The following is a 21,671-nucleotide window of genomic DNA, read 5'->3' on the forward strand; positions in this document are numbered from 1 at the left end:
CGCCCGGTGGCCTGGGGGTGGCCCGGAGGGTGGCAGGTGGTCTTCTGCGATGTGGGGCAGGGGGATGCCACGGTGCTGCGCGCAGGTGCGGCGACGGCGGTCCTCGTCGATACCGGACCCGAACCGGCGCCCGTGCTGGACTGTCTCAGCTCCCTCGGAATCCGACGCATCCCCCTGCTGGTCCTCACCCACTTCCACGCCGACCACATCGGTGGGGTCCAGGAGGTCATTCGCCGGTTTCGTCCCGACGTCGTCCTTGTCAGTCCCTTTGATTCCCCAGGACCCGGCGCCGATTCCGTCCGGCGGGAGGCCGACGGTGTGGGCGCGATTCTGTCGCAGGCCGAGCCCGGGTCGAGCGTGGTCGTGGGCGACGTGAAGTGGACCACCGTGTCGGCGGTGGACATGGGGGACACTGCGGTGGGGGGCGACGGCCAGAGTGAGGCGGAGAACAACTCCTCGGTGGTGGCCGTGGTGGAGGTCTCAGGCCTGCGGATACTGCTGCCCGGGGACGCGGAACCCATGGGCCAACAGCGTGCCCTGGCGGAGGCCAGCCGGCGCGGAATCAGCCTGCGGACTCACGTCCTGAAGCTCCCACACCACGGATCCGCTCACCAGGAGCCCCGCTTCTTCGCAGCGTCTGGGGCGTCGCTGGGTGTGGTCAGTGCGGGGCTGGACAACGACTACGGCCACCCCGCCAAGGCGGCCCTGGACCTTGCGGTCCGTGACGGCATGGCTGTGGCGCGCACAGACCGTGACGGGGCCGTGGCCGTGTCGCTGGTCGACGGGCACCTCACGGTTCGCCGCATGGGCCGATGACCACCGGGGTCCGCGGATGCGCGGCCCCCGGTGGGTGGGTCAGATCAGCGTGGACGGGCGGGGATCCAGTCCTGCGGCTCGGTACATGGCGTCGATGACCTCCATGTTCGCCACCGCATCAGAAGGTCCCGTGGCTACGGCCACGCCGTCCCGGACAGCTGCGACGAACGCCGCCAATTGGGCGGCGTAGCTCGATGGCTGCTGCGGAATCTCCTGTGTGGTGGTGCCACCCTCCACCGTGAGAGTGATCCTGTTGCCGGCCTGCGGGTGCACGAAGTGGTCCACGTCGATGGTCCCCAGCGTGCCCGTGATACGCGCGCTCTGTTCCTCCGCGTCCTCCAGCAGCGAGCTGCGCACCGTCGAGGTCACCCCGCCATGGAACTGCAGCTTCGCCTCCAGTGCCTCGTCCACCTGTCCTCCGTCGACCCTGCGGGCCGAGGCCGAGAGCACCTCGGGTTCGGAACCCATCAGCGTCCGGACCAGGTGCAGCGGGTAGCACCCGAGGTCCATGGTCGCGCCGCCGCCCAGCGGCAGCTGGTAACGGATGTTGCTGCGGTCAGGCATGTGAATGTCGAAGGTGGCGCTGATGTCGGTCACATCCCCCACGAGACCCATGGCCAGCATCTCCTGCAACCTCGGCAGCAGTGCGTGGTAGCGGTAGTGGAAGGCCTCCATGAGCACCGTGTCGCTCATGGCCGCCACCTCCGCCACCTGGCGCGCCTCGCTCGCGTTGGCGGCGAACGGCTTCTCCACGAGGACGTGCTTGCCGGCCTGCAGCGCCCGGATGCTCCAGTGTGCGTGGTGGGAGGCGGGCAGCGGAATATAGATGGCGTCCAGGTCAGGGGAGTCAACCACGTCGTCGTAGGAGTCGAGAACCGTGGCGATCCCGTGCTCCGAGGCGTAGGCCTCTGCTCGGCCCCGGTCACGGGCGGCCACGGCAGCCAACTGCACGTCGTCCCGTCCCGCCGCCGGCTCGATGAGAGCACGCCCGGTGATGCGGGCGGCGCCGAGAATTCCGATCCTGATGGGGTTCGACATCGATGTCCCTTTCCAATCGCTTCGTGTCCGCCCACACTAGGGCAGCGCAGCGGTGCGCGGTGTCACCCGCAGGTGGCAAGCTAGGCACCGTGACTGCTTTCGGATCTGCCCTGCTGGTGACGGGGAGCGAACAACTCCTGGCCTCCCGTGCCGTGGACGGTCGTCGACGGACGGCGGAAACCGAGCAGCCCGGCGCCGACATCAACCGCATCAACGCGCTGGAGCTCGGCACGTCGATGCTCTCGGAGGTGGTCGGGGGTTCCCTATTCTCCAGCCACATCATCGCCATCATCGACGACGTGGGCGCCACACCACCCGATGTGGTGGACCAGCTCATCGCCACCGCCAAGGACCCGGGTGACGACCTGTGTCTCATTCTCGTGCACGAAGGTGGGAACAAGGGCAAGGGGCTCATCGACAAGCTCAAGAAGGCCAAGATCGAGACCGTTGCCGTGGCAGCACCCAAGGCGTGGGAGTTGCCGAAGTTCTGCCAGCAGGAGGCCCGGCGGTTGAAAGTGGGCTTGGACCAGGAGGCCGCCAACGCGCTGGTCTCCGCCGTCGGCACGGACCTGCGGGCGCTGGTGTCCGCTCTGTCGCAGTTGGCCGACGACGCTGGCGGCGAGACAATCGACGCCAAGCTGGTCCAGCGGTACTTCGCAGGACGCGCGGACGTGACGTCCTTCGCAGTGGCGGACGCGGTTCTGGCTGGCAACACGTCGCTGGCACTTGAGAGGTTGCGGTGGGCACTGAACTCCGGCGCTGCACCGGTGCTCGTGACCAGTGCCATGGCCGGGGCTTTCCGTGGCATGGGCAAATATCTCGACGCCCAGGGCAACCGCATGAACGATTACGACCTGGCCCGACAGATCGGCCTGCCGCCCTGGAAACTGAAGGACTACTCACGCACGTCGCGGAATTGGCAGCAGGCGGGCATCTCTGCTTCCATCAAACTGATCGCCCTTGCTGACGCTGACGTCAAGGGAGCCGCCACCAACGCCGAGTACGCGCTGGAGAAAATGGTGTTGGGCGTACTGTCCCACCGCCGCCACTGACGCCGCCCCCGCAATGTCCCCTCACAGTCGCGGGTGGCCGTCAACGCTGACGAAGCATCGTCCTCCTGCTGGCGAGGTGCTCCACACAGGCGCGCTGCGCTACCATCCACGCTCGACGTCAGGCAACGTCAAACAGCGCCCTGACCACCGAGTGGATCAGGGCGCTGGAAACGCGCAGTCGTGAGACTCAGGCCAGGGCGTGAGCAGTCGACGAAATCGCCGACTTGCGGTTTGCAGCCTGGTTGCTGTGGATGACGCCCTTGCTCACGGCGCGATCGAGGGAGCGGTTGGCAACCTGGGCCAACTCGACAGCCTTCTCATTGTTGCCCTGGGCAACTGCGGTACGGAACGCTCGCACGTGGGTACGCAGCTCGGCCTTGACGGCCTTGTTGCGCTGACGCGCGATCTCGTTGGTCTTGTTCCGCTTCTTCTGGGACTTGATGTTCGCCACTTGGCAAGCCTCACTCGGTGCTTTGTTACTGAACTTGGACGCGCAAATTCACGCGACGCCCTAGGTTACCCGAGCCCGGTTGCCTCAACCAAATTCTGGTGCGCTGCGCTGGCAGGGTCCTGATCACCACCACGGTTCCGCCTCTCATTGCAACGACCCCTGGGCCCACCCGCCGGTGGGCTGTCCCACGGTGGCTGTGGTGTGCACGGGAAGGTTTCGGTGGCACCGCCCATCCGTGAGAAGATGACACGTCCACCCTCGACCACAAGGAATGTGAATGCCCCCACCGCGTCCAGGCAGGACCGATCCGGCGATCATCCGCAACTTCTGCATCATCGCCCACATCGACCACGGAAAGTCGACGCTGGCGGATCGTATGCTGCAGTTGACCGGTGTTGTCGACGGCCGCAGCATGCGTGCGCAGTACTTGGACCGCATGGACATTGAGCGGGAGCGTGGCATCACCATCAAGAGCCAGGCCGTCCGCATGCCGTGGACCCACGAGGGGCAGATCCACGTCCTGAACATGATCGACACCCCCGGGCACGTCGACTTCACCTACGAAGTGTCGCGCTCCCTGGCCGCTTGCGAGGGCGCTCTGCTCCTCGTCGACGCCGCCCAGGGGATCGAGGCCCAGACGCTGGCCAACCTCTACCTCGCGCTCGAGGCTGACCTGCAGATCATCCCGGTGTTGAACAAGATCGACCTGCCCGGCGCGCAGCCCGAGAAGTACGCTGCAGAACTGGCCGGCATCATCGGCTGCGATCCCAGCGACGTCCTGCTGGTCTCGGCCAAGACCGGCATGGGCGTGGAGACGCTGCTCAACGAGATCGTGAAGCAGATCCCGGCCCCCCTCGGCGACCCCAACGCCCCCGCGCGTGCCCTGATCTTCGACTCGGTCTACGACACCTATCGCGGTGTCGTCACCTATGTTCGCGTGATCGACGGGGAACTCAGCGGCCGCGAACGCATTCTGATGATGTCCAGCAAGACGGAGCACGAACTCCTCGAGGTGGGCGTCATCTCCCCCGAACCCGTCAAGTCGGACTCGATCGGTGTCGGCGAGGTGGGATACCTCATCACCGGCGTCAAGGACGTCCGCCAGTCCCGCGTCGGTGACACCATCACCGCCGCCCACAAGCCGGCAACCGTGGCTCTCGGCGGTTACCGGGACCCCAACCCGATGGTGTACTCGGGTCTGTACCCCATCGACGGCGACGAGTTCAACATGCTCCGCGAGGCGCTGGAGAAGCTCCAGCTCAATGACGCGGCCCTCGTCTGGGAACCGGAGACCTCCGGTGCGCTCGGCTTCGGATTCCGTATCGGATTCCTGGGCCTGCTCCACATGGAGATCGTGCGCGAAAGGCTGGAACGCGAGTTCAACCTGTCGCTCATCTCGACGGCCCCCAACGTGGTCTACGACGTCGTGATGGAGGACGGGACCAAGCACCACGTCACCAACCCGTCGGAGTACCCCGAGGGCAAGATCTCGGAGGTCTTCGAACCCGTCGTCAACGCCACCATCCTCGCCCCCGCCGAGTACATCGGTGTGATCCTGGAACTGTGCCAGATGCGTCGAGGCATCCAGAAGGGGCTCGACTACATCAGCGAGGACCGGGTGGAGATCCGCTATGCCCTCCCGCTCGCCGAGATCGTCTTCGACTTCTTCGATGCGCTGAAGTCCCGTACCAAGGGCTATGCCTCGCTTGACTACGACCCCGCCGGAGAGGAAGCAGCAGACCTCGTGAAGGTGGACATCCTGTTGCAGGGTGAGACCGTGGATGCGTTCAGCTCCATCGTGCACCGCGACAAGGCGTACAGCTACGGCCTCATGATGGCCGGGAAGTTGAAGGAACTCATCCCCCGGCAGCAGTTCGAGGTGCCCATCCAGGCTGCCATCGGCTCCCGGGTGATCGCCCGCGAAACCATCCGCGCCATGCGCAAGGACGTGCTCGCAAAATGCTACGGCGGTGACATCTCCCGCAAGCGGAAGCTGCTGGAGAAGCAGAAGGAGGGCAAGAAGCGCATGAAGATGGTGGGCAGGGTCGAGGTGCCGCAGGAAGCCTTCGTCGCCGCCTTGTCCACCACCGAAGCGCCGAAGAAGTAATCTCCCGCAGAAGGGTCCAGAGTTCCGCAACCTATGCGTCATCCGGCTTTTGATTCCATTTCACCCGCCTACCCGAGTCGAGCAGCATGGGGCACCGCCTCCAGCCTGCGCGCCTGGCAGGCCGAGGCATTCGCCCAGTACGAGGCCACCCAACCCAGGGATTTCCTCTGCGTGGCAACCCCTGGGGCAGGCAAGACCACCTTCGCGCTGCGCGTCGCGCACCATTTGCTGACGACGCGCACCATCAAGCGCATCGTGGTGGTGACACCCACCGAGCACCTGAAGGTGCAGTGGGCCGACGCCGCCGCACGGGTGGGTATCCAGTTGGATCCCGGCCTCAACAGGTCCACGAAAAAGGGACGCGCCAAGGAGTACGACGGCTCCGTCGTCACGTATGCGGGCGTCTCCATGCGCGCCTGGTCGTACGAGGCGTTGTGCCACAAGCTGGACACCCTCGTGATCTTCGACGAGATCCACCACGCGGGTGACGCGCTGAGCTGGGGCGAGGGGATCGAGGAGGCGTTCGGGTACGCCACCCGCCGCCTGTCACTGACGGGTACGCCGTTTCGCTCCGACGAGAACCCCATCCCGTTCGTCAGCTACGAGGAGATCGGCCCCGGAGTCAAGATCTCCCGGCCGGACTACACCTACGGCTACGCCGAGGCACTCGCCGACCACGTGGTGCGACCCGTGCTCTTCATGAATTACGGCGGCCCCATGCGGTGGCGCACGAAGGCTGGCGACGAACTGGGCGTGGAACTGGGGACGGCCCTCACCAAGGACCTCACCGCCCAGGCCTGGCGGACCGCCCTGGCGCCGACGGGCGAGTGGATCAACGCAGTCCTGCAGGCGGCCAACACGCGCCTCAGCGAGGTGCGCCGCCACCTCCCCGACGCGGGCGGACTGGTGATCGCCTCCAACCAGAGCCAGGCCCGTGCCTACGCCAAGCTCCTGACCTCCATCAGCGGCGAGGAGCCGTGCGTCGTGCTCTCCGACAACACGCGCGCCAGCGCACGCATCGACGAGTTCTCCGGGTCCTCGTCGAGATGGATGGTGGCAGTGCGCATGGTGTCGGAGGGCGTCGACGTGCCACGCCTGGCCGTTGGCGTCTACGCCACCGCCACCTCCACACCGCTCTTCTTCTCGCAGGCAGTCGGTCGCTTTGTGAGGTCGCGACGTCGAGGCGAGGTGGCCACCGTGTTCCTGCCCACCGTCCCCATCCTGCTGGCGCACGCAGGCACGCTGGAGAAGCAGCGGGACCACGTGCTGGGCAAGCCGAAGAACGACGACGACCTCTGGAGCGAGTCGGAGGCGCTCATGGAGGCGGCGAACGAGGGCGACGGCGCCGCCGACGACTTGTTCGGCAGCTTCGAGGCGCTGGAGTCGCAGGCCACCTTCGACCATGTGCTGTTCGACTCGCAGGCGTTCGGGATGCACGCCGAGCCCATGTCCACCGACGAGGAGGACTACCTGGGTCTGCCGGGTCTGCTGGAACCCGATCAGGTGAGCTCCCTGCTGCGGGACAGGCAGGCCAAGCAGATGCGCCGTCGGGACCAGCAGGACCGCAAGGAGCGGGCCGAGCCGGAGGTAGCCCTGCACCGCGCCCTGGCGGGCAAGCGCAAGGAGCTGAACTCACTGGTGGCGCAATACGCCCGCACCGCGGGTGTGCCGCACAGCCATGTCCATGCCAACCTACGGCGTGAATGCGGGGGCCCGAGCCTGGCGGAGGCCTCCCAGGACCAGGTCGACCAGCGGGTGACGGCCGTCCGCCGCTGGATGCGCGCCGGCTGACACCCACAGGTGATGGAACACTCCCTCCAGGAGCCACGTTGCCCCGATCGGGCCCACTGCGGGGCCGTGCGTGGTTAGGCTGGTACATGAAAATCTCCGAGGTCATCAAGAAGAAGGGCAACCGCGTCGTCACCATTGAATCGGGGACGACCGTCGCGGACATGCTGCGGATGCTGGACGAGAACCGGATCGGCGCGCTTGTGGTGAGCGACGACGGTGGTGAGACAGTCCAGGGCATCGCCAGCGAACGTGACATCGTCCGCGCGCTGCACCAGCGCGGGGTGGAGGTGCTCGGCAAGACGGTGCGCTCCATCATGACCAGCGAAGTGTGGACGTGCACGTCCGACGATGAACTCGAGGCGCTGGCCGTCTCGATGACGGAGCACCGCGTGCGCCACCTACCGGTCGTTGACAAGGGAAAACTCGTGGCCATCGTGTCCATCGGCGACGTGGTGAAGCACCGCCTCGACGAACTCGAGGCCGAGCGCAACGAGTTGTTCCACTACGTCCAGGGCGACCGCTCCATGACCTGAGACCGGGCGCTGCTGTCGGCGCCTGACGTTGGCGTCGACCAGGTGTTAGCGTCGTGTGGTGAACCCGCAGGAACTGGAAATCCTGACCTGCCTCCGCCGCGCCAGGGACCTGATCGACCGCGACTATGCGGAACCGCTCGACGTCCCCACCATGGCGCAGCGTGCGCTGATGTCGCCGGCGCACTTCTCACGTCGCTTCCGGGCCGTCTACGGGGAGACCCCGTACCGCTACCTCATGACCCGCCGGATTGAGCGGGCCATGGCGCTGCTTCGCTCCGGGACGAGTGTCACCGACGCCTGTATGACCGTCGGCTGCTCCTCGTTGGGATCATTCAGTTCCAGTTTCACCGAGATCGTCGGCGAGAGCCCGTCCGCCTACCGCTCCCGCGACCACAGCGCCGTTGACCAGATGGCACCGTGCATCGCGAAGTCGGTGACCCGTCCCTCGGCCCGGGAATCGAGCAGGATCGAAGAAGCCAGGCGGCTCGAGTCCCTCTAGGTTCTTGTCCATGACCACTTCGCTCCAGTACTGCAACATCACCGTCAATGACGTCGACGAGGCGATCGCGTTCTACGGCGGCGCCCTCGGACTCACTATCACCCAGGACGTGTCCTCCGGCGAGTACCGGTGGGTGACGTTCGGCAGCGAGGCCCAGCCCGGTCTCGGCATCGTCGTCTCAGTGCCGCACGCAGGCCGATCTCAGGCCGACGGCGACGCCCTGCAGGAACTCCTCACCAAGGGGGTTCTGCCCATGCTGGTGTTCAGCACCGCCGATGTCGACGCACTCTTCGACAAGGTGCGGGCCAGCGGCGCCGAGGTCCTCCAGGAACCGATGGACCAGGGATGGGGACCGCGGGACTGCGCGTTCCGGGACCCGTCGGGCAACACGGTGAGGATCGCCCGGGCGCAGGGTGTGTGATTGCTCGTCAACATCATGCACGGAGGCATGAGGGCGAGGTTCGCAGTGGAGATGTCGTTGTCCCCACAGGCTTCTCGACGACGGCTACTCAGGACGCGGCGAGTCGGGGCCGGGCGACATCGTTGCGACGTAGGCGTCGGTGATGTGAAAACCTTCCCCTTCGACAGCCCGCTCGAAGTCGCGGCCAGTCTCCATGCCCAACACGATGACCAGGACCTTGGCGAGGGCGGAGAGCACGGGCGTCGACTGCTGGTTGAGGGCGTCGTAGCACCACTGCTGAACAGCCGGAACCATGCGCTTGTGGAGTTGGTCGTGCTGCGCGAGACGCAGAGTCTTGGCGTGTTCATGGTCACCGCCGGACCAGGACCGCTTCTCCGCGGCCAACTGCACCAGCAGGTCGTCGATGACCCCGGCGAGGTGGGTGCGTTCACGGGAGGTGATGTCGTCGAATCCGGCAAGCAGGGACTCGAGCGTCACGGGTGCGGCGTCGGCTGCCTCGCCGAGCGCCACCAGGCCGGGACGAAAGCGCTCGGCTGCGTCCCCGAGCCACTGCACTGACCGCTGCATGTCCTCCACCCACGCGCCGGAGGTGAGTCGTTGCGCCACGGAGGTGTCGGGGCGGGACACCACCTCCGACACCAGCGCCCACATCCGGGCGCGGTCGTCGACGATGCCCGCCATCAGCTGGGCCACCTGGGGGGAGGGGTGCTCGGTCACGCAGCAGAGTCTGCCACGGTGCACCCGCCCGCGCGTCATGGAGAGGACCGGCCGTGACCGGCGTCGCCATGGTGGAATGGGGGCATGCATGGGCTGGAGGGGCGGCTGGTGGTCATCACCGGCGCATCGAGGGGCATCGGTGCCGCGACTGCCGTGGCTGTGGCCGCGCGCGGCGGCGACGTCGTCCTGCTGGCGCGTGGCCGTGAGTCCCTCGACGCGGTGGCCGCGCGGGTGAGGGAGCGGGGAGTGAGGGCCTGGGTGATCCCTGTCGACCTTCGAGTCGACGTGGACGCGAAGGCGGCTGCGGAGGCGGTGCTGCAGATCGGGGTCCCCGACGTGGTGGTGGCCAACGCTGGGCACTCCATCGCTCGCGGGGTCCTGGAATGCGTGGAGCGCCCCGACTCCTACACGCGGAGCATGGGGGTCAACTTCCTGGGAACAGTGGCGTTCTGCGGCCCGCTGCTGGCCGCCATGGTGCACCGCAACTCGGGGCACCTGATCGGCGTGACCACCGCCACCGCCCGCATCCCCCTCCCCGGCTGGGGCCCCTACGTGGCGTCCAAGGCTGCGTTCGACGCGTGGCTGCGTGCCGCGGGGCCCGAGTTGGCTGCCTCGGGCATCCACGTCACCATTTCCCGGCCGGCACTGGTGGACACCGGGATGGTGGTGCGGAGGCGGGAACGATCTCGCAGGGGGGTGGCGCCGGAGCGGATCGCCGACCAACTCGTGGGGGCCATGCTCCGACCACGCCCCGAGATCTCGCCCTGGTGGGTGCGGCCGGCCGACGTGGCGTCAGCCGCCGCCCCCCACACCGTCGCCCGCCTGGTGTGGGCCGTGACCCGTCGGCGCGCCCCATGACTCCCTCACGCGTCCGCGGGGGCCGGGGCCCGGCTGTGCGGGGGGCGTGGCGGGTGCTGCGGGAGTACCGGTCGGGGGCGCTCGTGTCCGCCGTGGTGCGGCACGGTGCCTCCCCTCTGGCACTGCTGGAGGCGACGGCGCGCAGCCACGGTGACCGGCTGGCCTGGATGCAGGATGGGGCGAACGTCACCTACGCGGACCTCCTGGACCGGGTGCGCGCTGCGACGCGTCGACCGGCGGAGGACCGTGAGCTGACGGGGCATCCGCTGGAAGCCGTGGTGCACGTCCTGGCTAATGCCGCAGCCGGGCGTCGGGTGGAACTCCTCTCCTCCGGTTCCACGGGCCCACCGAAGAGGGTCACGCAGTCGTCAGGTTGGGCCGCCACCGCCCAACGGCTGTCGCTGCTGGGCCGCCTGCCATCGGTCCAGCACCCGTTGGTGGCGGGCCTGTCCCCGACGTGGCGAGGGCACGGATTGGCGTTGGTGCTGTCCACGTGGGCTCTCGCCGGCACGTACCTGTGGCTCGATGGTCCCGCGCCCACGCACTCGCTTGATGTCCTGTCCGGCACTCCACTGCAGTTGCGCGAGGCGCTCGCCGCCGGATGGCTTGACGGGGTGCGCATCGGACTGGTGCTGTCAGGAAGCGACGTGTTGTCCACCGACCTCGTGGATGCCGTCGCAGCCCGGACGGGAGCGCAGGTGTGGGACTCCTACGGTGCCACCGAGGTGGGGTCGGTGACTCTGGCGGGCCCCGATGACGTCGCGGAGGCGTCGCAGGGCAGGGCGTTGGCAGGCGTCAGGGTGGAGGTGCGGGACAACAGCGGTCGCGTGGTTCGACGCGGCGTGTCCGGCGACCTGTGGATCACCACCGGCTGGTCCGGGCAGCCGTTTTGCGCGGACCGGGGCCTCATTGACCGACGTGGCCGCGTCGTGGTGCTCGGACGAGGCGATGGACAGTTCAACAGCGGTGGGGAACTGGTCAGTCCGGCCAGACTGCAGGAGTGGCTCGAAGCGCAGCCCGGTGTTGACTCCGTGCGCGTGGACACCACCCCCGATCCGCGGTTCGGCGTCAGGCTGCTGGCCATCATCAACGGGTCAGCGGACACCGACGACCTTCGCGTGCGGTGCAGGGAAGCGCTGGGGCCGGCGCACACGCCGGTGATGATCGAACTCAGCCCCGAGGATCCCGGCTGAGGGAGCGCCCCGCCGTCAGCGCAGTCCGGAGGTGGTCAGGCCCTGCACCAGGTACCTCTGCAGGAACAGGAACACCACGAGCATGGGCGCCACCACGATGAGAGACCCCATGAACAGCTCGGGGTAGCGGACGCCCTGGCTCGTCATGAACTGGCTGAGAGCCACCTGGACGGTGCGGGTGGCGTCGCGGCCGATGAGGCTGGGCCACAGGAACGCGTTCCACGAGCCGATCAGGATGATCGTTCCGACGGCCGCGACGATGCCCTTGGAATTGGGGAACACCACGCGCCAGAATGCGGACCACGGATTGCACCCATCCACCAGCGATGCGTCCTCAAGTTCGACGGGGAAGTCGAGGAAGTACTGGCGGAACAGGTAGGTGGCGAAGGCGGAGAACAGCCCGGGGATCACCAGACCGCGGAACGTGTCCACCCACCCCAGCTGGGCCGTGATGATGAACATCGGGACGAAGATGGTGGCCACCGGCACCATGAGGGTGAAGAGGGTAACACCCAGCATGAACCGGGACGCACGGTGGGTGAAGCGGGCGAGCGCATACCCGGCCAACAGGCTGACGAAGACCGTCCCGCCGGTCTGCAGGACCGCCATGATGGCCGAGTTCAGCAGGGCACGCAGGATGCCGATGGAGTCGTTGGCCAAGAGGGTGGTCAGGTTGGTCAGGTTGAGCTGGTCGGGGAGCCAGTTCCAGGTCGCGGACGTGATGTTCTTGTTGGTGGAGAACGCGTTGCGCACGATCACCCAGAACGGCAGCATGAAGAGCAGCGCCAGAATCACCAGCACCACGTAGCGCACACCCAGCCAGAACCTCTGCCGCGTCATTTTCCGCTCCGGTTCAGGATGAAGTTCTGTCCCACACCGAAGAGCACGATGATCGCCGTCAGGATCATGGTTCCTGCACCACCGACGCCGAGGTCCTGCTGGCCACCGCCCACGGCGATGAGGTACAGGTGGACCAGGGGCGGGCGGGCATACGGCGGGTAGGAGCCGATGGATCCCAGCATGTTGTAGAACTCGTCGAACGCCTGGAACGCGTTGATGAGAAGCAGGAGGATCACCGCCACGCTGGTGGCCTTCAGCTGCGGCAGGGTGATGTAGCGCAACAGCCGCCACCCGGCGGCGCCGTCGAGCGCGGCGGCCTCGTAGGTCTCGAGTGGGATCCGTTGCAGGCCGGCGATGAGCAGGATCATGTAGAAGCCGGTCTGGAGCCAGAGCCGGACGCTGATGAGCGCCACCCAGTAGAGGCTGTTGGTGCCTCCCAGCCAGTTGACCTGCTCCCCGCCCGCGGCGGTGATGAACTGGTTCAGGAGTCCGAACCGTGCCCCGGAGAAGAAGGCGAAGCGCCAGATGATGGCGGCGATGACGTAGGACACGGCCGTCGGGATGAAGAACACCGATCGGAAGAACGCCTGGCCCCACTTCAGGTTGTTCAGCAGCAACGCCAACCCCAGCGACGCCACGTACGTGGTCGGCACGATGAACACGGCGAACGCCACGAACGTCAGCAACGAGTTGATGAACAGTTTGTCGGTGAGCAGGTAGGTGTAGTTGGCGAACCCGACGAATCGGGTGGGTGTGACGGTGTTGCGCGCCTCGAAGAACGACAGGTAGGCGCTCCACACGATGGGCAGGTACACAAAAGCCATCAACCCCAGCAGGAACGGCGCGATGAAGGCGACGAACCACAGGTTGCGCCCCTGGTGCCCCCGAAGCCGACGCCAGAGCCCCGGCCCGTCCTGTGCAGGGCGGGCCGGGGCGGTGGCTTCGAGTGTTGGCATCAGCCCTTGAGCTTCTCGAGTTCGCTCTTGATCAGGTCCTTGAGGGGCTCGAACTCCGCTGCCGGGTCGGCGCCGTTCTTGATGACGTTGCTGACCGCTGCGTTGAACTTGTCGCCGATGGCACCCGACCACATGATGTCGTTGGCGAAACCGCTGTCGGCAACGAACTTCGCTGCCTCCGAGCCCGGGCCGGACGACAGCTTGGTGGCCTTGGAGACCAGCGCGTCCTTGGCTGGGATGTGTGTGCCGTAGGCATCGGAGAACTCCACCTGCTTGTCCTCCTGGTCGATCCACAGCCACTTCACGAAGTCCTTGGCCGCTTCCACATTCTTGCCCTTGGCTGCGACGCAGGCACCGAACGCACCGAACGGCACAGCTGGGCGACCCTTGGCACCCATGGCGGGGAACGCCATGACGCCGACGTCGTCACCGAACGCCTTGGTGATGTCGGGCAGGGACCACAGACCGCCCCACTGGAACGCGGCCTCCTCGTTGACGAAGGCATCCGGGGAATACCACTCGGCGGAGGCGGACTGCACGACGCCACCGGACTTGGAGAAGTCGCGGTAGGCCACCAGCGCCTTGTAGAAGTCGTCGTTGAGGAATGCGGCTTCAGTGCGGTCGTCGTTGAGCTGCTCGTATCCGGACGCCCAGATGAAGAGTGTTCCGAGCACACCGATGCCGCCGTCGTTGCCGGCGAAGAAGCCGCCGGTGGAGCTGGTCTTGACAGCGTTGGCAGCGGCGACCAGTTCCTCGAACGTGGTGGGTACCTCGACGCCGGCCGCCTTCAGCAGTGAGGGGCGGTAGTACAGCAGCTGCATGTCGATGGTCTGGGGGATGCCGTGGATCTTGTCCTCGAACGTGAACCGCTTCATCACGGACTTGTTGAACTGATCCTTGGCGTCACCGATGAGCTCGGTGAGGTCCTCGAGCTGACCGCTGCGGATCTGGTCGAGGGAGCCGCCCTGCTCAGCCTCGAAGACGTCGGGGACTTCGGCGGTGAGCAGTTGGGCGGCGAGGATGCTGTTGTAGTCGCCGGGGGTCCACTTCACCGTGACGTTGGCAGCCTCGTATTCTGCCGCGAATCGCTCGACGGCTTCCTTGACTCCTGCCTCGCCATACTCGTGGTACCACTGCGTGAGGTCGACCTTCTCGCCGGTCGCCATTCCTGTTTCGCTGGTGGCCGGGCTTGCTGCTCCGGTGGGTGAGGCCATGGGGTTGTTCTGGCCGCATGCGACCAGCGTGGCGGCGGCGGCAAGTCCGCCTCCCATGCCGAGGATGCTTCGTCGTGAGATGTTCATGCGCCCAATCTTGGCATCACGGCAGGATCCACTTGGCCGAAACACGTGCGCTGACAGCGGAATCGTTACCTCGCGTACGCTGCAGGGGTGCCCAGCGCCCTTCCCAGCGGTGATCCGATGCCCCCCGATGGTTCCCTCCCGCCCGAGGCGGTGGAGGGCATCGGTGGTTCCCCGCTGTCAATGTACGTCCACATACCCTTCTGCCGCACACGGTGTGGGTACTGCGACTTCAACACCTACACAGCCTCCGAGCTGCCCGGCATGTCCAGCGGCGACTACGTCTCCGCCGCGCACCGGGAGATCGCCCTGGCCGCGAGTGTCCTTGGTGACGGGGCGCCGCCCGTGGACACCGTGTTCTTCGGCGGTGGTACCCCCACGATGCTTCCCGCCGAGACGCTCGCCGGGATGCTCGATGCGATTCGGGACCGCTTCGGCCTGGCCGACGACGCCGAGGTCACCACGGAGGCCAACCCTGACACCGTCGACCGCGCCTACTTCGACAGGCTCAGGGAGTCCGGTTTCACCCGCATTTCGCTGGGCATGCAGTCGGTGGTGCCCCATGTGTTGTCGGTGCTGGAGAGGGTCCACACACCTGAACGCGGTCTGCAGGCGGCGAGGTGGGCCGCTGAGGCAGGTTTCGACCACGTCAGCCTCGACCTGATCTATGGCACCCCCGGCGAGTCGGCCGACGACTGGATGGCGTCGCTGGAAGCGGTCGCGGCGACCCCCGTGGACCACGTCAGCGCCTACTCGCTCATCGTCGAGGAGGGCACCCGGCTCGCGATGCAGGTTCGCCGCGGCCAGATCCCCATGCCCGACGACGACGAACTGGCCGACAAGTACCTCATGGCCGAGCAGTTCCTCACCGGCCACGGGTTCGCCAACTACGAGGTCAGCAACTGGGCTGCGACGCCGTCGGGCCAGTGCCGTCACAACCTCAACTACTGGCGAGGTGCCAACTGGTGGGGAGTCGGCCCGGGCGCCCACAGCCACGTTGGCGGATTGCGGTTCTGGAACCGCAAGCACCCCCGCTCGTATGTGGCGGAACTCGACGCCGGACGCTCACCCGTGCAGGCGGGGGAGCAGCTGTCGGCGGAGGACCGCCGCATCGAGACGGTGATGCTGGAGCTCCGACTGGCCGAGGGGCTTGATCTCGCGGTCCTGACGGACTCCGAGCGCGCACGGGTCCCGGAAACGGTGGAGCGGGGACTCGGGGTCATCGAGGGCCAACGGCTCATTCTCACGCTGCAGGGGCGGTTGCTGGCCGACGGTGTCGTCCGCAACCTCCTCGACTGAGCGCCCTGCTCTCTCGTTCGTCCTCTGGAGAACCAGCAACATCGCCGTGGGTCAGCGCTTGACACGGTTCCCCCACCCGGCGCACGCCGTGACCGGTCAGGCCTGCTCCGGCTGCGGCAGTGCCGGGGTCGCTCGCGCGCCGACCACGCCCCTCCCCAAGCGCGACGGTACGATCCGCGGGAAGTCATTTTGTCCGCAGGTAGGGGAAGCAGTGTTTCAGAAGCTCACCGAGCGGTACCTCGCGTCGTGGCCAGCGCGCCTCCTGGCTGTCGCCGCGGCCCTGCTGGTGGCGGCGGCACTCACGTTCTGGCTGCCCTACACCTGGCCGTACCGCATCGACATCGACGTCTACCGCCTCGGTGGGCGGGCGTTCCTCGACGGCGCCGACCTCTACGGCCGTCTTCCGGACACGGAGGTGGGCGCCAACCTGCCGTTCACGTACCCGCCGATCGCCGCAGCGCTGTTCTCCCTGTTCGCGATCATGCCGCTGAGGGCAGCCTCCACCCTGCTCAGCATCCTCAGCGTGATGGCGATGGGCTGGCTTCTGGCGCTGGTGCTGCGCGAGGTCACCCGTCGCACGACGTCCGAAGCACTGTGGCTCGCCCTGCCGGTCCTGGCGTTGATCTCGTGGCTGGGGCCCATGCGGGAGAACATCGAGTTCGGCCAGATCAACGTGCTCCTCATGGCTCTGGTCCTCACCGATGTCCTGGCGGGACAGGGGAAACCCTGGCGCGGATGGCTGACAGGCCTGGCGGTGGCCATCAAGCTGACGCCCGCCGTCTTCCTCGTCTACTTCCTGCTGCGTCGCGACTGGCGCTCGCTCATCATGACGGTGGTGTCCTTCGCGGTCTACACCGCCATCGGGTTCGCGCTGCGTCCAGCCGACTCCGTGGAGTACTGGACGTCCGCACTGCGCGACACCGGCAGGATCGGCAACGCCGGTTTCCCGTCGAACCTGTCCATCAACGGTTTCGTGCATCGCCTTGGGTTCGACGGAACGGCGGCGAGTGTCGGCTGGTTCGTCGTCTCCGCCGCCGTCGGGCTCGCCATCATGTGGATCGCCTGGAAGCTGCTGCAGGCCGACCAGAAGGCGGCTGCCGCCCTCGTCGTCGGATTCATCGCACTGTTCTGCTCACCAGTGTCCTGGGGGCACCACTGGGTGTGGGCGCTGCCGATGCTCGTGGTGTTCGCCGTCTGGGCCGCCCAGGGGATCGCCCCGCGAGTCGCCTGGCTGGTGCTGCTGGTGACTGGCGCCTACATCTTCTGGGCGCTGCCGCAGTGGTGGTTCCCCAGCAGCGAGGGTGAGACACCCGAGTGGAACATTCTCCAGCAACTGGTGGGCAGCGCGTACCTGGTGTGGGCAGCAGCCGCACTGGTGGTCATGGCGGTGTTCTGGCGGTCCCGTCCCGTGGCCGTGCCCGCAGGAAACTGACCCCGAACCACCCGCACTGCATCCTCTCCTGAGCACAATGGGGGCATGGACACCGAATACGACCTGATTGTCATCGGCGCCGGCAGCACGGGCGAGAACGTCGCTGACCGTGCCGTGCAGGGCGGCCTGAAAGTGGTCATCGTGGAGGATGAACTGGTGGGCGGAGAATGCTCCTACTGGGCGTGCATGCCCTCGAAGGCGCTCCTGCGGTCCGGGGAGGCGCTGCGGGCAGCCGAAGCGGTGCCGGGCGCGGCAGAGGCCGTCACCGGCGACCTCGACGTGGCCGCTGTTCTGAAGCGGCGCGACGCGTTCACCAGCAGCTGGGACGACACGTCCCAGGTGGGATGGCTGGAGGGCGCCGGGATCGACCTGGTGCGTGGCCGTGGCCGCATCACCGCCGTTCGCGAGGTGACTGTCCTGGACACCGACGGGCAGGAGCGCGTGCTGCGCGCCCGGCATGCCGTCGCCGTCTGCACGGGTAGTGAGGCCACCATCCCGGACATCCCCGGCCTGCGGGACGCCGCCCCGTGGACAAGCCGGGATGCCACGAGTGTGAAGGAGATCCCGGACAGCCTGGTCATCATCGGCGGCGGTGTTGTGGGGGTCGAGATGGCCACGGCGTTCACCGACCTGGGGGCCAGGGTGACGATCATCTCCCGTGGGCGACTCCTGGAGACCATGGAGACCATCGTGGGGGACGCGGTGGTGGACCGTCTGCGCGACCGCGGCGTGCAGGTGATGCTCGACACCCGGACCACGTCCGTCACCCGCGGACCTGCGGGGGTCACGGTGGAGACCGACACCGGGGAAACGGTGCAGGCGACCGAGGTGTTGGCCGCCACCGGACGCCGGGCCCGCACCGATGATCTGGGTCTGGCCGTTGTGGGACTGACCGACGGCGACTGGCTGGAGGTCGACGACACGATGCGTGTGAAGGGCATCGACTGGCTCTACGGGGTGGGCGACGTGAACCATCGGGTACTGCTCACCCATCAGGGCAAGTACCAGGCCAGGGCTGCGGGAGACGTCATCGCGTCGCGCGCCCACGGCACACCCGTTGACGACGCCCCATGGGGCATTCACGTGGCCACGGCCGACCACGACTGCGTGCCACAGGTGGTGTTCTCGGACCCCGAGGCGGCGTCCGTGGGGCAGACGTCGGACGTCGCCCAGCAGGCCGGCATCCGCGTGCGCGTGGTGGACACACCGCTGGGGGGCGTGGCCGGTGCGGCGCTGCTCATGGACGGGTACGAGGGGACGGCCCGCATGGTCGTGGACGAGGACAGGGGTGTCGTGGTGGGCATGACGTTCGTCGGGCCCAGTGTCAGTGACCTGTTGCACGCCGCCACCGTTGCCGTCGTGGGGGAGGTGCACCTCGACCGACTGTGGCACGCCGTGCCGTCCTACCCCACGGTGAACGAGGTCTGGTTGCGACTGCTCGAGGCCTACGGCCGACCACAGCCAACCCCCTGATCTCTGAAGAATTCATCCAGGGCCCCCGCCGCATGGCGGGGGCCCTGCGTGTCGTGCTCCCCGCTGAGCGGGTCTTGACAGGGCCATCCTACTGTCCTACTGTATTAAGCACTTACTACAGTAATACGAGGAGGCGTCATGGACTTCGACACGAGCTCGCCCATCTGGATCCAACTCGTGACCGAATTCTCGCGTCGCGTCGCGACGGCCGAATGGGCGGCAGGGGTGAGGATCCCCGGGGTCCGTGAACTCGCCCTGCAGTTGGGTGTCAACCCCAACACCGTCCAGCGCGCACTGACCGAGATGGAACGCGACGGACTCTGCCGCTCCGAGAGGACGGCCGGGCGTTTCGTGACCGACGACGGACGGCGCGTCAGCAGGTTGCGACGCGAGCTGGCCGCCGGAGCAGCAGATGACTACATCCGAATCAGCCGCGGCCTTCGCATGGAACGAGACGACGCCACGGCTCTCGTCGACGAAAGGTGGAACGAGAATGACAACCCCAACCATGACCGATCACGAGCGGAGGGATGAGAGCACCATGAGCACCACAGCGATCAACGTCCGTGGCCTGACCAAGAACTACGGCGTGCTACGCGCCCTCGACGCCCTTGACCTGACGCTGCCCACCGGCCAGATCGTCGGACTGCTCGGGGAGAACGGCTGCGGGAAGACAACTCTGCTGAAGGTGTTGGCCGGGGTGCTGGCCGACCACGAGGGGGACGTCACCATCGCCGGACACCGGCCCGGCCCGGAGTCCAAGGCACACGTGTCATTCCTTCCGGACGCCAGCTTCCTGCCCGACAATGCACGCGTCAGCGAGTGCGTCCGCCTGTACCGGGATTTCTTCGCCGACTTCGACGTCGCCAAGGCCGAGGACCTCATCGGATACTTCGGGCTGCAGCAGTCCACGCGGCTGAAGGCAATGTCCAAGGGCATGCGGGAAAAGGTGCAGATTGCCCTGGCCATGTCCCGGCAGGCCACGGTGTACCTCCTCGACGAACCCATCTCCGGCGTCGACCCGGCTGCACGGCAGGTCATCCTCGACGGCATGGTCCGCAACCTGTCCGAGGACTCACTGGTGTTGATCTCCACGCACCTGGTGCACGATCTGGAGCCCATCCTCGACGGCGTCGTCCTGATGCGCCACGGGAAGGTCCTGCTGGAGGGCGCAGTGGACGACCTGCGCGGCCAGTACAACATGAGTATCGACCAACTGTTCAGGGAGGTTTACCAATGGTCAGCACGTTGATCACACACGAATACCTGCGCACTCGCACCTGGCTCGCCGTGGTGTTCGGTGTTGCGACGCTTCTGACGGTGGTGGGGACCCTGATGGCGTACACGCCGTGGGGTTTCATCCGAGTCCTCGGATTCATCCTGTCGTTCGTTGCCGTGGCCGCATTTCTGTTCGTCGTGCAGCTGGGGCTGGCATTCGACTACTGGCGGTCGAGCTACAGCAAGACCGGCTACTTCACACAGTCGTTGCCGGTGAAGGGGTCCACCATCTACGGGGCCAAGTTCCTCTGGGGAGCCATCGTCACCGTCGTGACGCTGCTCTGGAATGTGGTCCTGGCTGTGCCCGTCATCTTCGGCGGCGCGCGGGCCATGGGCGATGGGATGACCTGGGCCGCCCTCATGAGCAACCTGCGCTCCGCGGTGGGCGTGGCTCCGCTGTGGACGTGGATCTTCCTCGGTTTCCTGTTCGTCACACTGAGCGTCGGCGGGATTGCGCAGTACTACTTCGCGGCCTCGCTCGGCAGTGAGTCCCGGATGAACCGCCTGGGCATTGGTGGCCCCATCATCGTCTGGTTCGTCCTGTACCTGGTCATGCAGGTCCTGCTGCTCGTGGGCATCGTCGCGGTCCCCCTGGGTCTGGGGCCGGGGGTGGATGGGCACCTGGCCGTCATGTCCGTCAACTACCTGGAGACGCTGATGCAGAACAACAACCCGGACATCATGCCCCTGGGCTTCTTCCCGGTGCTGTTCATCGTCTCGGCAGTCCTCATCTGGCGAACCGTCGTCTCGTGGAACAAGAAGGTGTCCCTGGCCTGAGCCGCTCTGGCCACCCCTGGATCGCCACCGTCGATGGCCCGACCACCGCCACGCGAGAACGCCACTGATACATCAGTGGCGTTCTTGTGCGTCGATGGCGTCGTGACACAGCGGTGGCGTCAGGGGCAGAGACGGGTGACGTCCCAGCCGGCGTCGGTTCGGGTGAACACGATGCGGTCGTGCAGCCGGGAGCGACGGCCCTGCCAGAACTCGATCCGCTGGGGCACCACCCGGAACCCGCCCCAGAATGGGGGAACCGGCACTGGCTGTTCAGCGAACCGCTCCTCGGCATCGCTGAACGCCTGCTCCAGTTCTTCGCGGGAACCGATGGGCTGACTCTGGTGCGACGCCCATGCGCCCGTCTGCGAGGCACGAGGGCGGACCGAGAAATAGTCGTTCACCTGCGAGCGGTCCACCTGGTGGGCGACCCCGTCGATGCGCACCTGGCGCTCCAGTTCGCTCCAGTTGAAGCTCAGGCAGACCCGCGGATTGGCGGCCAGGGCCCTGCCTTTGTCCGATTCCAGGTTCGTGTAGAACACGAAACCCTCCTCGTCGTACTCCTTCAGCAGCACCACGCGGGCCTGCGGCTGCCACGTCCCGTCGGCCAGTTGGGTGACGGTGGACACGGTCATCGACGTCGCCTCGAACGGGCGACCCTCGTCCTGCCCTGCCGTCGCGTCCGACATCCAGGCGTCGAACAGGTCGAACGGCTCGCCGGCAGGGTTGTCCACGAGGGTGTCGGCGTCATAGCTCAGCCGGCGGGATCTCAGATCACGGGTGCTCATGGGCCCATCTTGCCCCCACGGGTCGACTACATGGCGCGCCCCTCGGTGTGGCGCCCC

The 21,671-nt window shown here is 66.9% G+C and carries 22 protein-coding genes; 15 read left to right on the plus strand and 7 right to left on the minus strand.

What is annotated here, in order from left to right:
* The first annotated feature begins 51 nt into the window (after positions 1-51).
* Positions 52-816: a ComEC/Rec2 family competence protein gene (locus EAX62_RS17530; protein ID WP_407703326.1), complete on the plus strand. Its 765-nt coding sequence runs from the start codon at positions 52-54 to the stop codon at positions 814-816.
* A 39-nt stretch (positions 817-855) separates the two neighbouring features.
* Here EAX62_RS17530 and EAX62_RS09320 read toward each other — a convergent pair whose 3' ends face one another.
* A complete protein-coding gene (locus tag EAX62_RS09320) occupies positions 856-1,854 on the minus strand; it encodes a Gfo/Idh/MocA family protein (protein ID WP_121901400.1) in 999 nt (332 codons plus the stop codon).
* An 89-nt stretch (positions 1,855-1,943) separates the two neighbouring features.
* Between EAX62_RS09320 and holA the strand changes: the two genes are divergently transcribed.
* The gene (gene holA, locus EAX62_RS09325) at positions 1,944-2,906 is read left to right on the plus strand and encodes a DNA polymerase III subunit delta (RefSeq protein ID WP_121901401.1); all 963 of its coding nucleotides are present in this window, start codon (positions 1,944-1,946) and stop codon (positions 2,904-2,906) included.
* A gap of 187 nt (positions 2,907-3,093) precedes the next feature.
* Here the strand turns inward: holA and rpsT are convergent, their stop codons facing one another.
* On the minus strand, positions 3,094-3,357 hold the full coding sequence (gene rpsT, locus EAX62_RS09330; RefSeq protein WP_121901402.1) for a 30S ribosomal protein S20: 264 nt from the start codon (positions 3,355-3,357) through the stop codon (positions 3,094-3,096).
* Positions 3,358-3,634: 277 nt separating this feature from the next.
* Between rpsT and lepA the strand changes: the two genes are divergently transcribed.
* From lepA to EAX62_RS09355, 5 genes are all read left to right on the plus strand, one after another.
* Positions 3,635-5,464 carry a translation elongation factor 4 gene (gene lepA / locus EAX62_RS09335; protein ID WP_121901403.1) on the plus strand — a complete coding sequence of 610 codons (1,830 nt, stop codon included), beginning with the start codon at positions 3,635-3,637 and terminating at the stop codon, positions 5,462-5,464.
* Positions 5,465-5,497: 33 nt separating this feature from the next.
* On the plus strand, positions 5,498-7,255 hold the full coding sequence (locus EAX62_RS09340; RefSeq protein WP_121901404.1) for a DEAD/DEAH box helicase: 1,758 nt from the start codon (positions 5,498-5,500) through the stop codon (positions 7,253-7,255).
* Positions 7,256-7,341: 86 nt separating this feature from the next.
* Positions 7,342-7,788 carry a CBS domain-containing protein gene (locus EAX62_RS09345; RefSeq protein ID WP_121901405.1) on the plus strand — a complete coding sequence of 149 codons (447 nt, stop codon included), beginning with the start codon at positions 7,342-7,344 and terminating at the stop codon, positions 7,786-7,788.
* A 58-nt stretch (positions 7,789-7,846) separates the two neighbouring features.
* On the plus strand, positions 7,847-8,287 hold the full coding sequence (locus EAX62_RS09350) for a helix-turn-helix domain-containing protein (RefSeq protein ID WP_121901780.1): 441 nt from the start codon (positions 7,847-7,849) through the stop codon (positions 8,285-8,287).
* Positions 8,288-8,297: 10 nt separating this feature from the next.
* Positions 8,298-8,708, plus strand: a complete 411-nt coding sequence (locus EAX62_RS09355) for a VOC family protein (RefSeq protein WP_121901406.1) — start codon at positions 8,298-8,300, stop codon at positions 8,706-8,708.
* 84 nt (positions 8,709-8,792) lie between these two features.
* Here EAX62_RS09355 and EAX62_RS09360 read toward each other — a convergent pair whose 3' ends face one another.
* Positions 8,793-9,425, minus strand: a complete 633-nt coding sequence (locus EAX62_RS09360; RefSeq protein WP_121901407.1) for a hypothetical protein — start codon at positions 9,423-9,425, stop codon at positions 8,793-8,795.
* 84 nt (positions 9,426-9,509) lie between these two features.
* On the opposite strand from EAX62_RS09360, the gene EAX62_RS09365 reads away from it, so the two are divergent.
* On the plus strand, positions 9,510-10,283 hold the full coding sequence (locus EAX62_RS09365; protein WP_121901408.1) for an SDR family NAD(P)-dependent oxidoreductase: 774 nt from the start codon (positions 9,510-9,512) through the stop codon (positions 10,281-10,283).
* A complete protein-coding gene (locus tag EAX62_RS09370) occupies positions 10,280-11,476 on the plus strand; it encodes an AMP-binding protein (protein ID WP_121901409.1) in 1,197 nt (398 codons plus the stop codon). The genes EAX62_RS09365 and EAX62_RS09370 overlap by 4 nt, the downstream gene beginning before the upstream one ends.
* A gap of 15 nt (positions 11,477-11,491) precedes the next feature.
* Here EAX62_RS09370 and EAX62_RS09375 read toward each other — a convergent pair whose 3' ends face one another.
* From EAX62_RS09375 to EAX62_RS09385, 3 genes are read right to left on the minus strand one after another with little or no spacing between them, the layout of a single operon-like run.
* Complete coding sequence (locus tag EAX62_RS09375; RefSeq protein ID WP_121901410.1) at positions 11,492-12,316, minus strand: carbohydrate ABC transporter permease; 825 nt, start codon at positions 12,314-12,316, stop codon at positions 11,492-11,494.
* A complete protein-coding gene (locus EAX62_RS09380) occupies positions 12,313-13,272 on the minus strand; it encodes a carbohydrate ABC transporter permease (RefSeq protein WP_121901411.1) in 960 nt (319 codons plus the stop codon). Before EAX62_RS09380 ends, EAX62_RS09375 begins: the two co-directional genes overlap by 4 nt.
* Positions 13,272-14,573, minus strand: coding sequence for an ABC transporter substrate-binding protein (locus tag EAX62_RS09385; protein ID WP_121901412.1), 1,302 nt, complete (start codon positions 14,571-14,573; stop codon positions 13,272-13,274). Before EAX62_RS09385 ends, EAX62_RS09380 begins: the two co-directional genes overlap by 1 nt.
* 87 nt (positions 14,574-14,660) lie before the next feature.
* On the opposite strand from EAX62_RS09385, the gene hemW reads away from it, so the two are divergent.
* From hemW to EAX62_RS09415, 6 genes are all read left to right on the plus strand, one after another.
* Positions 14,661-15,869 carry a radical SAM family heme chaperone HemW gene (hemW, locus tag EAX62_RS09390; RefSeq protein ID WP_121901413.1) on the plus strand — a complete coding sequence of 403 codons (1,209 nt, stop codon included), beginning with the start codon at positions 14,661-14,663 and terminating at the stop codon, positions 15,867-15,869.
* A 211-nt stretch (positions 15,870-16,080) separates the two neighbouring features.
* Entirely contained in the window at positions 16,081-17,301 is a 1,221-nt protein-coding gene (locus EAX62_RS09395; RefSeq protein ID WP_158600612.1) for a glycosyltransferase 87 family protein, read from the plus strand.
* 45 nt (positions 17,302-17,346) lie between these two features.
* Positions 17,347-18,774, plus strand: coding sequence for a dihydrolipoyl dehydrogenase family protein (locus tag EAX62_RS09400; RefSeq protein ID WP_121901415.1), 1,428 nt, complete (start codon positions 17,347-17,349; stop codon positions 18,772-18,774).
* A 138-nt stretch (positions 18,775-18,912) separates the two neighbouring features.
* Complete coding sequence (locus EAX62_RS09405; protein WP_121901416.1) at positions 18,913-19,308, plus strand: GntR family transcriptional regulator; 396 nt, start codon at positions 18,913-18,915, stop codon at positions 19,306-19,308.
* A 7-nt stretch (positions 19,309-19,315) separates the two neighbouring features.
* Positions 19,316-20,026: an ABC transporter ATP-binding protein gene (locus tag EAX62_RS09410; RefSeq protein WP_121901417.1), complete on the plus strand. Its 711-nt coding sequence runs from the start codon at positions 19,316-19,318 to the stop codon at positions 20,024-20,026.
* Positions 20,011-20,829 carry a hypothetical protein gene (locus EAX62_RS09415; RefSeq protein ID WP_121901418.1) on the plus strand — a complete coding sequence of 273 codons (819 nt, stop codon included), beginning with the start codon at positions 20,011-20,013 and terminating at the stop codon, positions 20,827-20,829. The genes EAX62_RS09410 and EAX62_RS09415 overlap by 16 nt, the downstream gene beginning before the upstream one ends.
* A 119-nt stretch (positions 20,830-20,948) precedes the next feature.
* On the opposite strand, the gene pdxH is transcribed toward EAX62_RS09415, so the two are convergent.
* Entirely contained in the window at positions 20,949-21,614 is a 666-nt protein-coding gene (gene pdxH / locus EAX62_RS09420) for a pyridoxamine 5'-phosphate oxidase (RefSeq protein WP_121901419.1), read from the minus strand.
* Positions 21,615-21,671: the final 57 nt, after the last annotated feature.

This window comes from Tessaracoccus antarcticus, assembly GCF_003688855.1.
Taxonomy (GTDB): Bacteria; Actinomycetota; Actinomycetes; order Propionibacteriales; family Propionibacteriaceae; genus Arachnia; species Arachnia antarctica.

Excerpts from the sequence above, each read along its gene's own strand:
- EAX62_RS09320 (WP_121901400.1), bottom strand. The coding sequence starts at position 1,854 with ATGTCGAACCCCATCAGGATCGGAATTCTCGGCGCCGCCCGCATCACC.
- lepA (WP_121901403.1), top strand. The coding sequence starts at position 3,635 with ATGCCCCCACCGCGTCCAGGCAGGACCGATCCGGCGATCATCCGCAAC.
- EAX62_RS09340 (WP_121901404.1), top strand. The coding sequence starts at position 5,498 with ATGCGTCATCCGGCTTTTGATTCCATTTCACCCGCCTACCCGAGTCGA.
- EAX62_RS09345 (WP_121901405.1), top strand. The coding sequence starts at position 7,342 with ATGAAAATCTCCGAGGTCATCAAGAAGAAGGGCAACCGCGTCGTCACC.
- EAX62_RS09355 (WP_121901406.1), top strand. The coding sequence starts at position 8,298 with ATGACCACTTCGCTCCAGTACTGCAACATCACCGTCAATGACGTCGAC.
- EAX62_RS09365 (WP_121901408.1), top strand. The coding sequence starts at position 9,510 with ATGCATGGGCTGGAGGGGCGGCTGGTGGTCATCACCGGCGCATCGAGG.
- EAX62_RS09370 (WP_121901409.1), top strand. The coding sequence starts at position 10,280 with ATGACTCCCTCACGCGTCCGCGGGGGCCGGGGCCCGGCTGTGCGGGGG.
- EAX62_RS09375 (WP_121901410.1), bottom strand. The coding sequence starts at position 12,316 with ATGACGCGGCAGAGGTTCTGGCTGGGTGTGCGCTACGTGGTGCTGGTG.
- EAX62_RS09380 (WP_121901411.1), bottom strand. The coding sequence starts at position 13,272 with ATGCCAACACTCGAAGCCACCGCCCCGGCCCGCCCTGCACAGGACGGG.
- EAX62_RS09385 (WP_121901412.1), bottom strand. The coding sequence starts at position 14,573 with ATGAACATCTCACGACGAAGCATCCTCGGCATGGGAGGCGGACTTGCC.
- EAX62_RS09400 (WP_121901415.1), top strand. The coding sequence starts at position 17,347 with ATGGACACCGAATACGACCTGATTGTCATCGGCGCCGGCAGCACGGGC.
- EAX62_RS09405 (WP_121901416.1), top strand. The coding sequence starts at position 18,913 with ATGGACTTCGACACGAGCTCGCCCATCTGGATCCAACTCGTGACCGAA.
- EAX62_RS09410 (WP_121901417.1), top strand. The coding sequence starts at position 19,316 with ATGAGCACCACAGCGATCAACGTCCGTGGCCTGACCAAGAACTACGGC.
- EAX62_RS09415 (WP_121901418.1), top strand. The coding sequence starts at position 20,011 with ATGGTCAGCACGTTGATCACACACGAATACCTGCGCACTCGCACCTGG.
- pdxH (WP_121901419.1), bottom strand. The coding sequence starts at position 21,614 with ATGAGCACCCGTGATCTGAGATCCCGCCGGCTGAGCTATGACGCCGAC.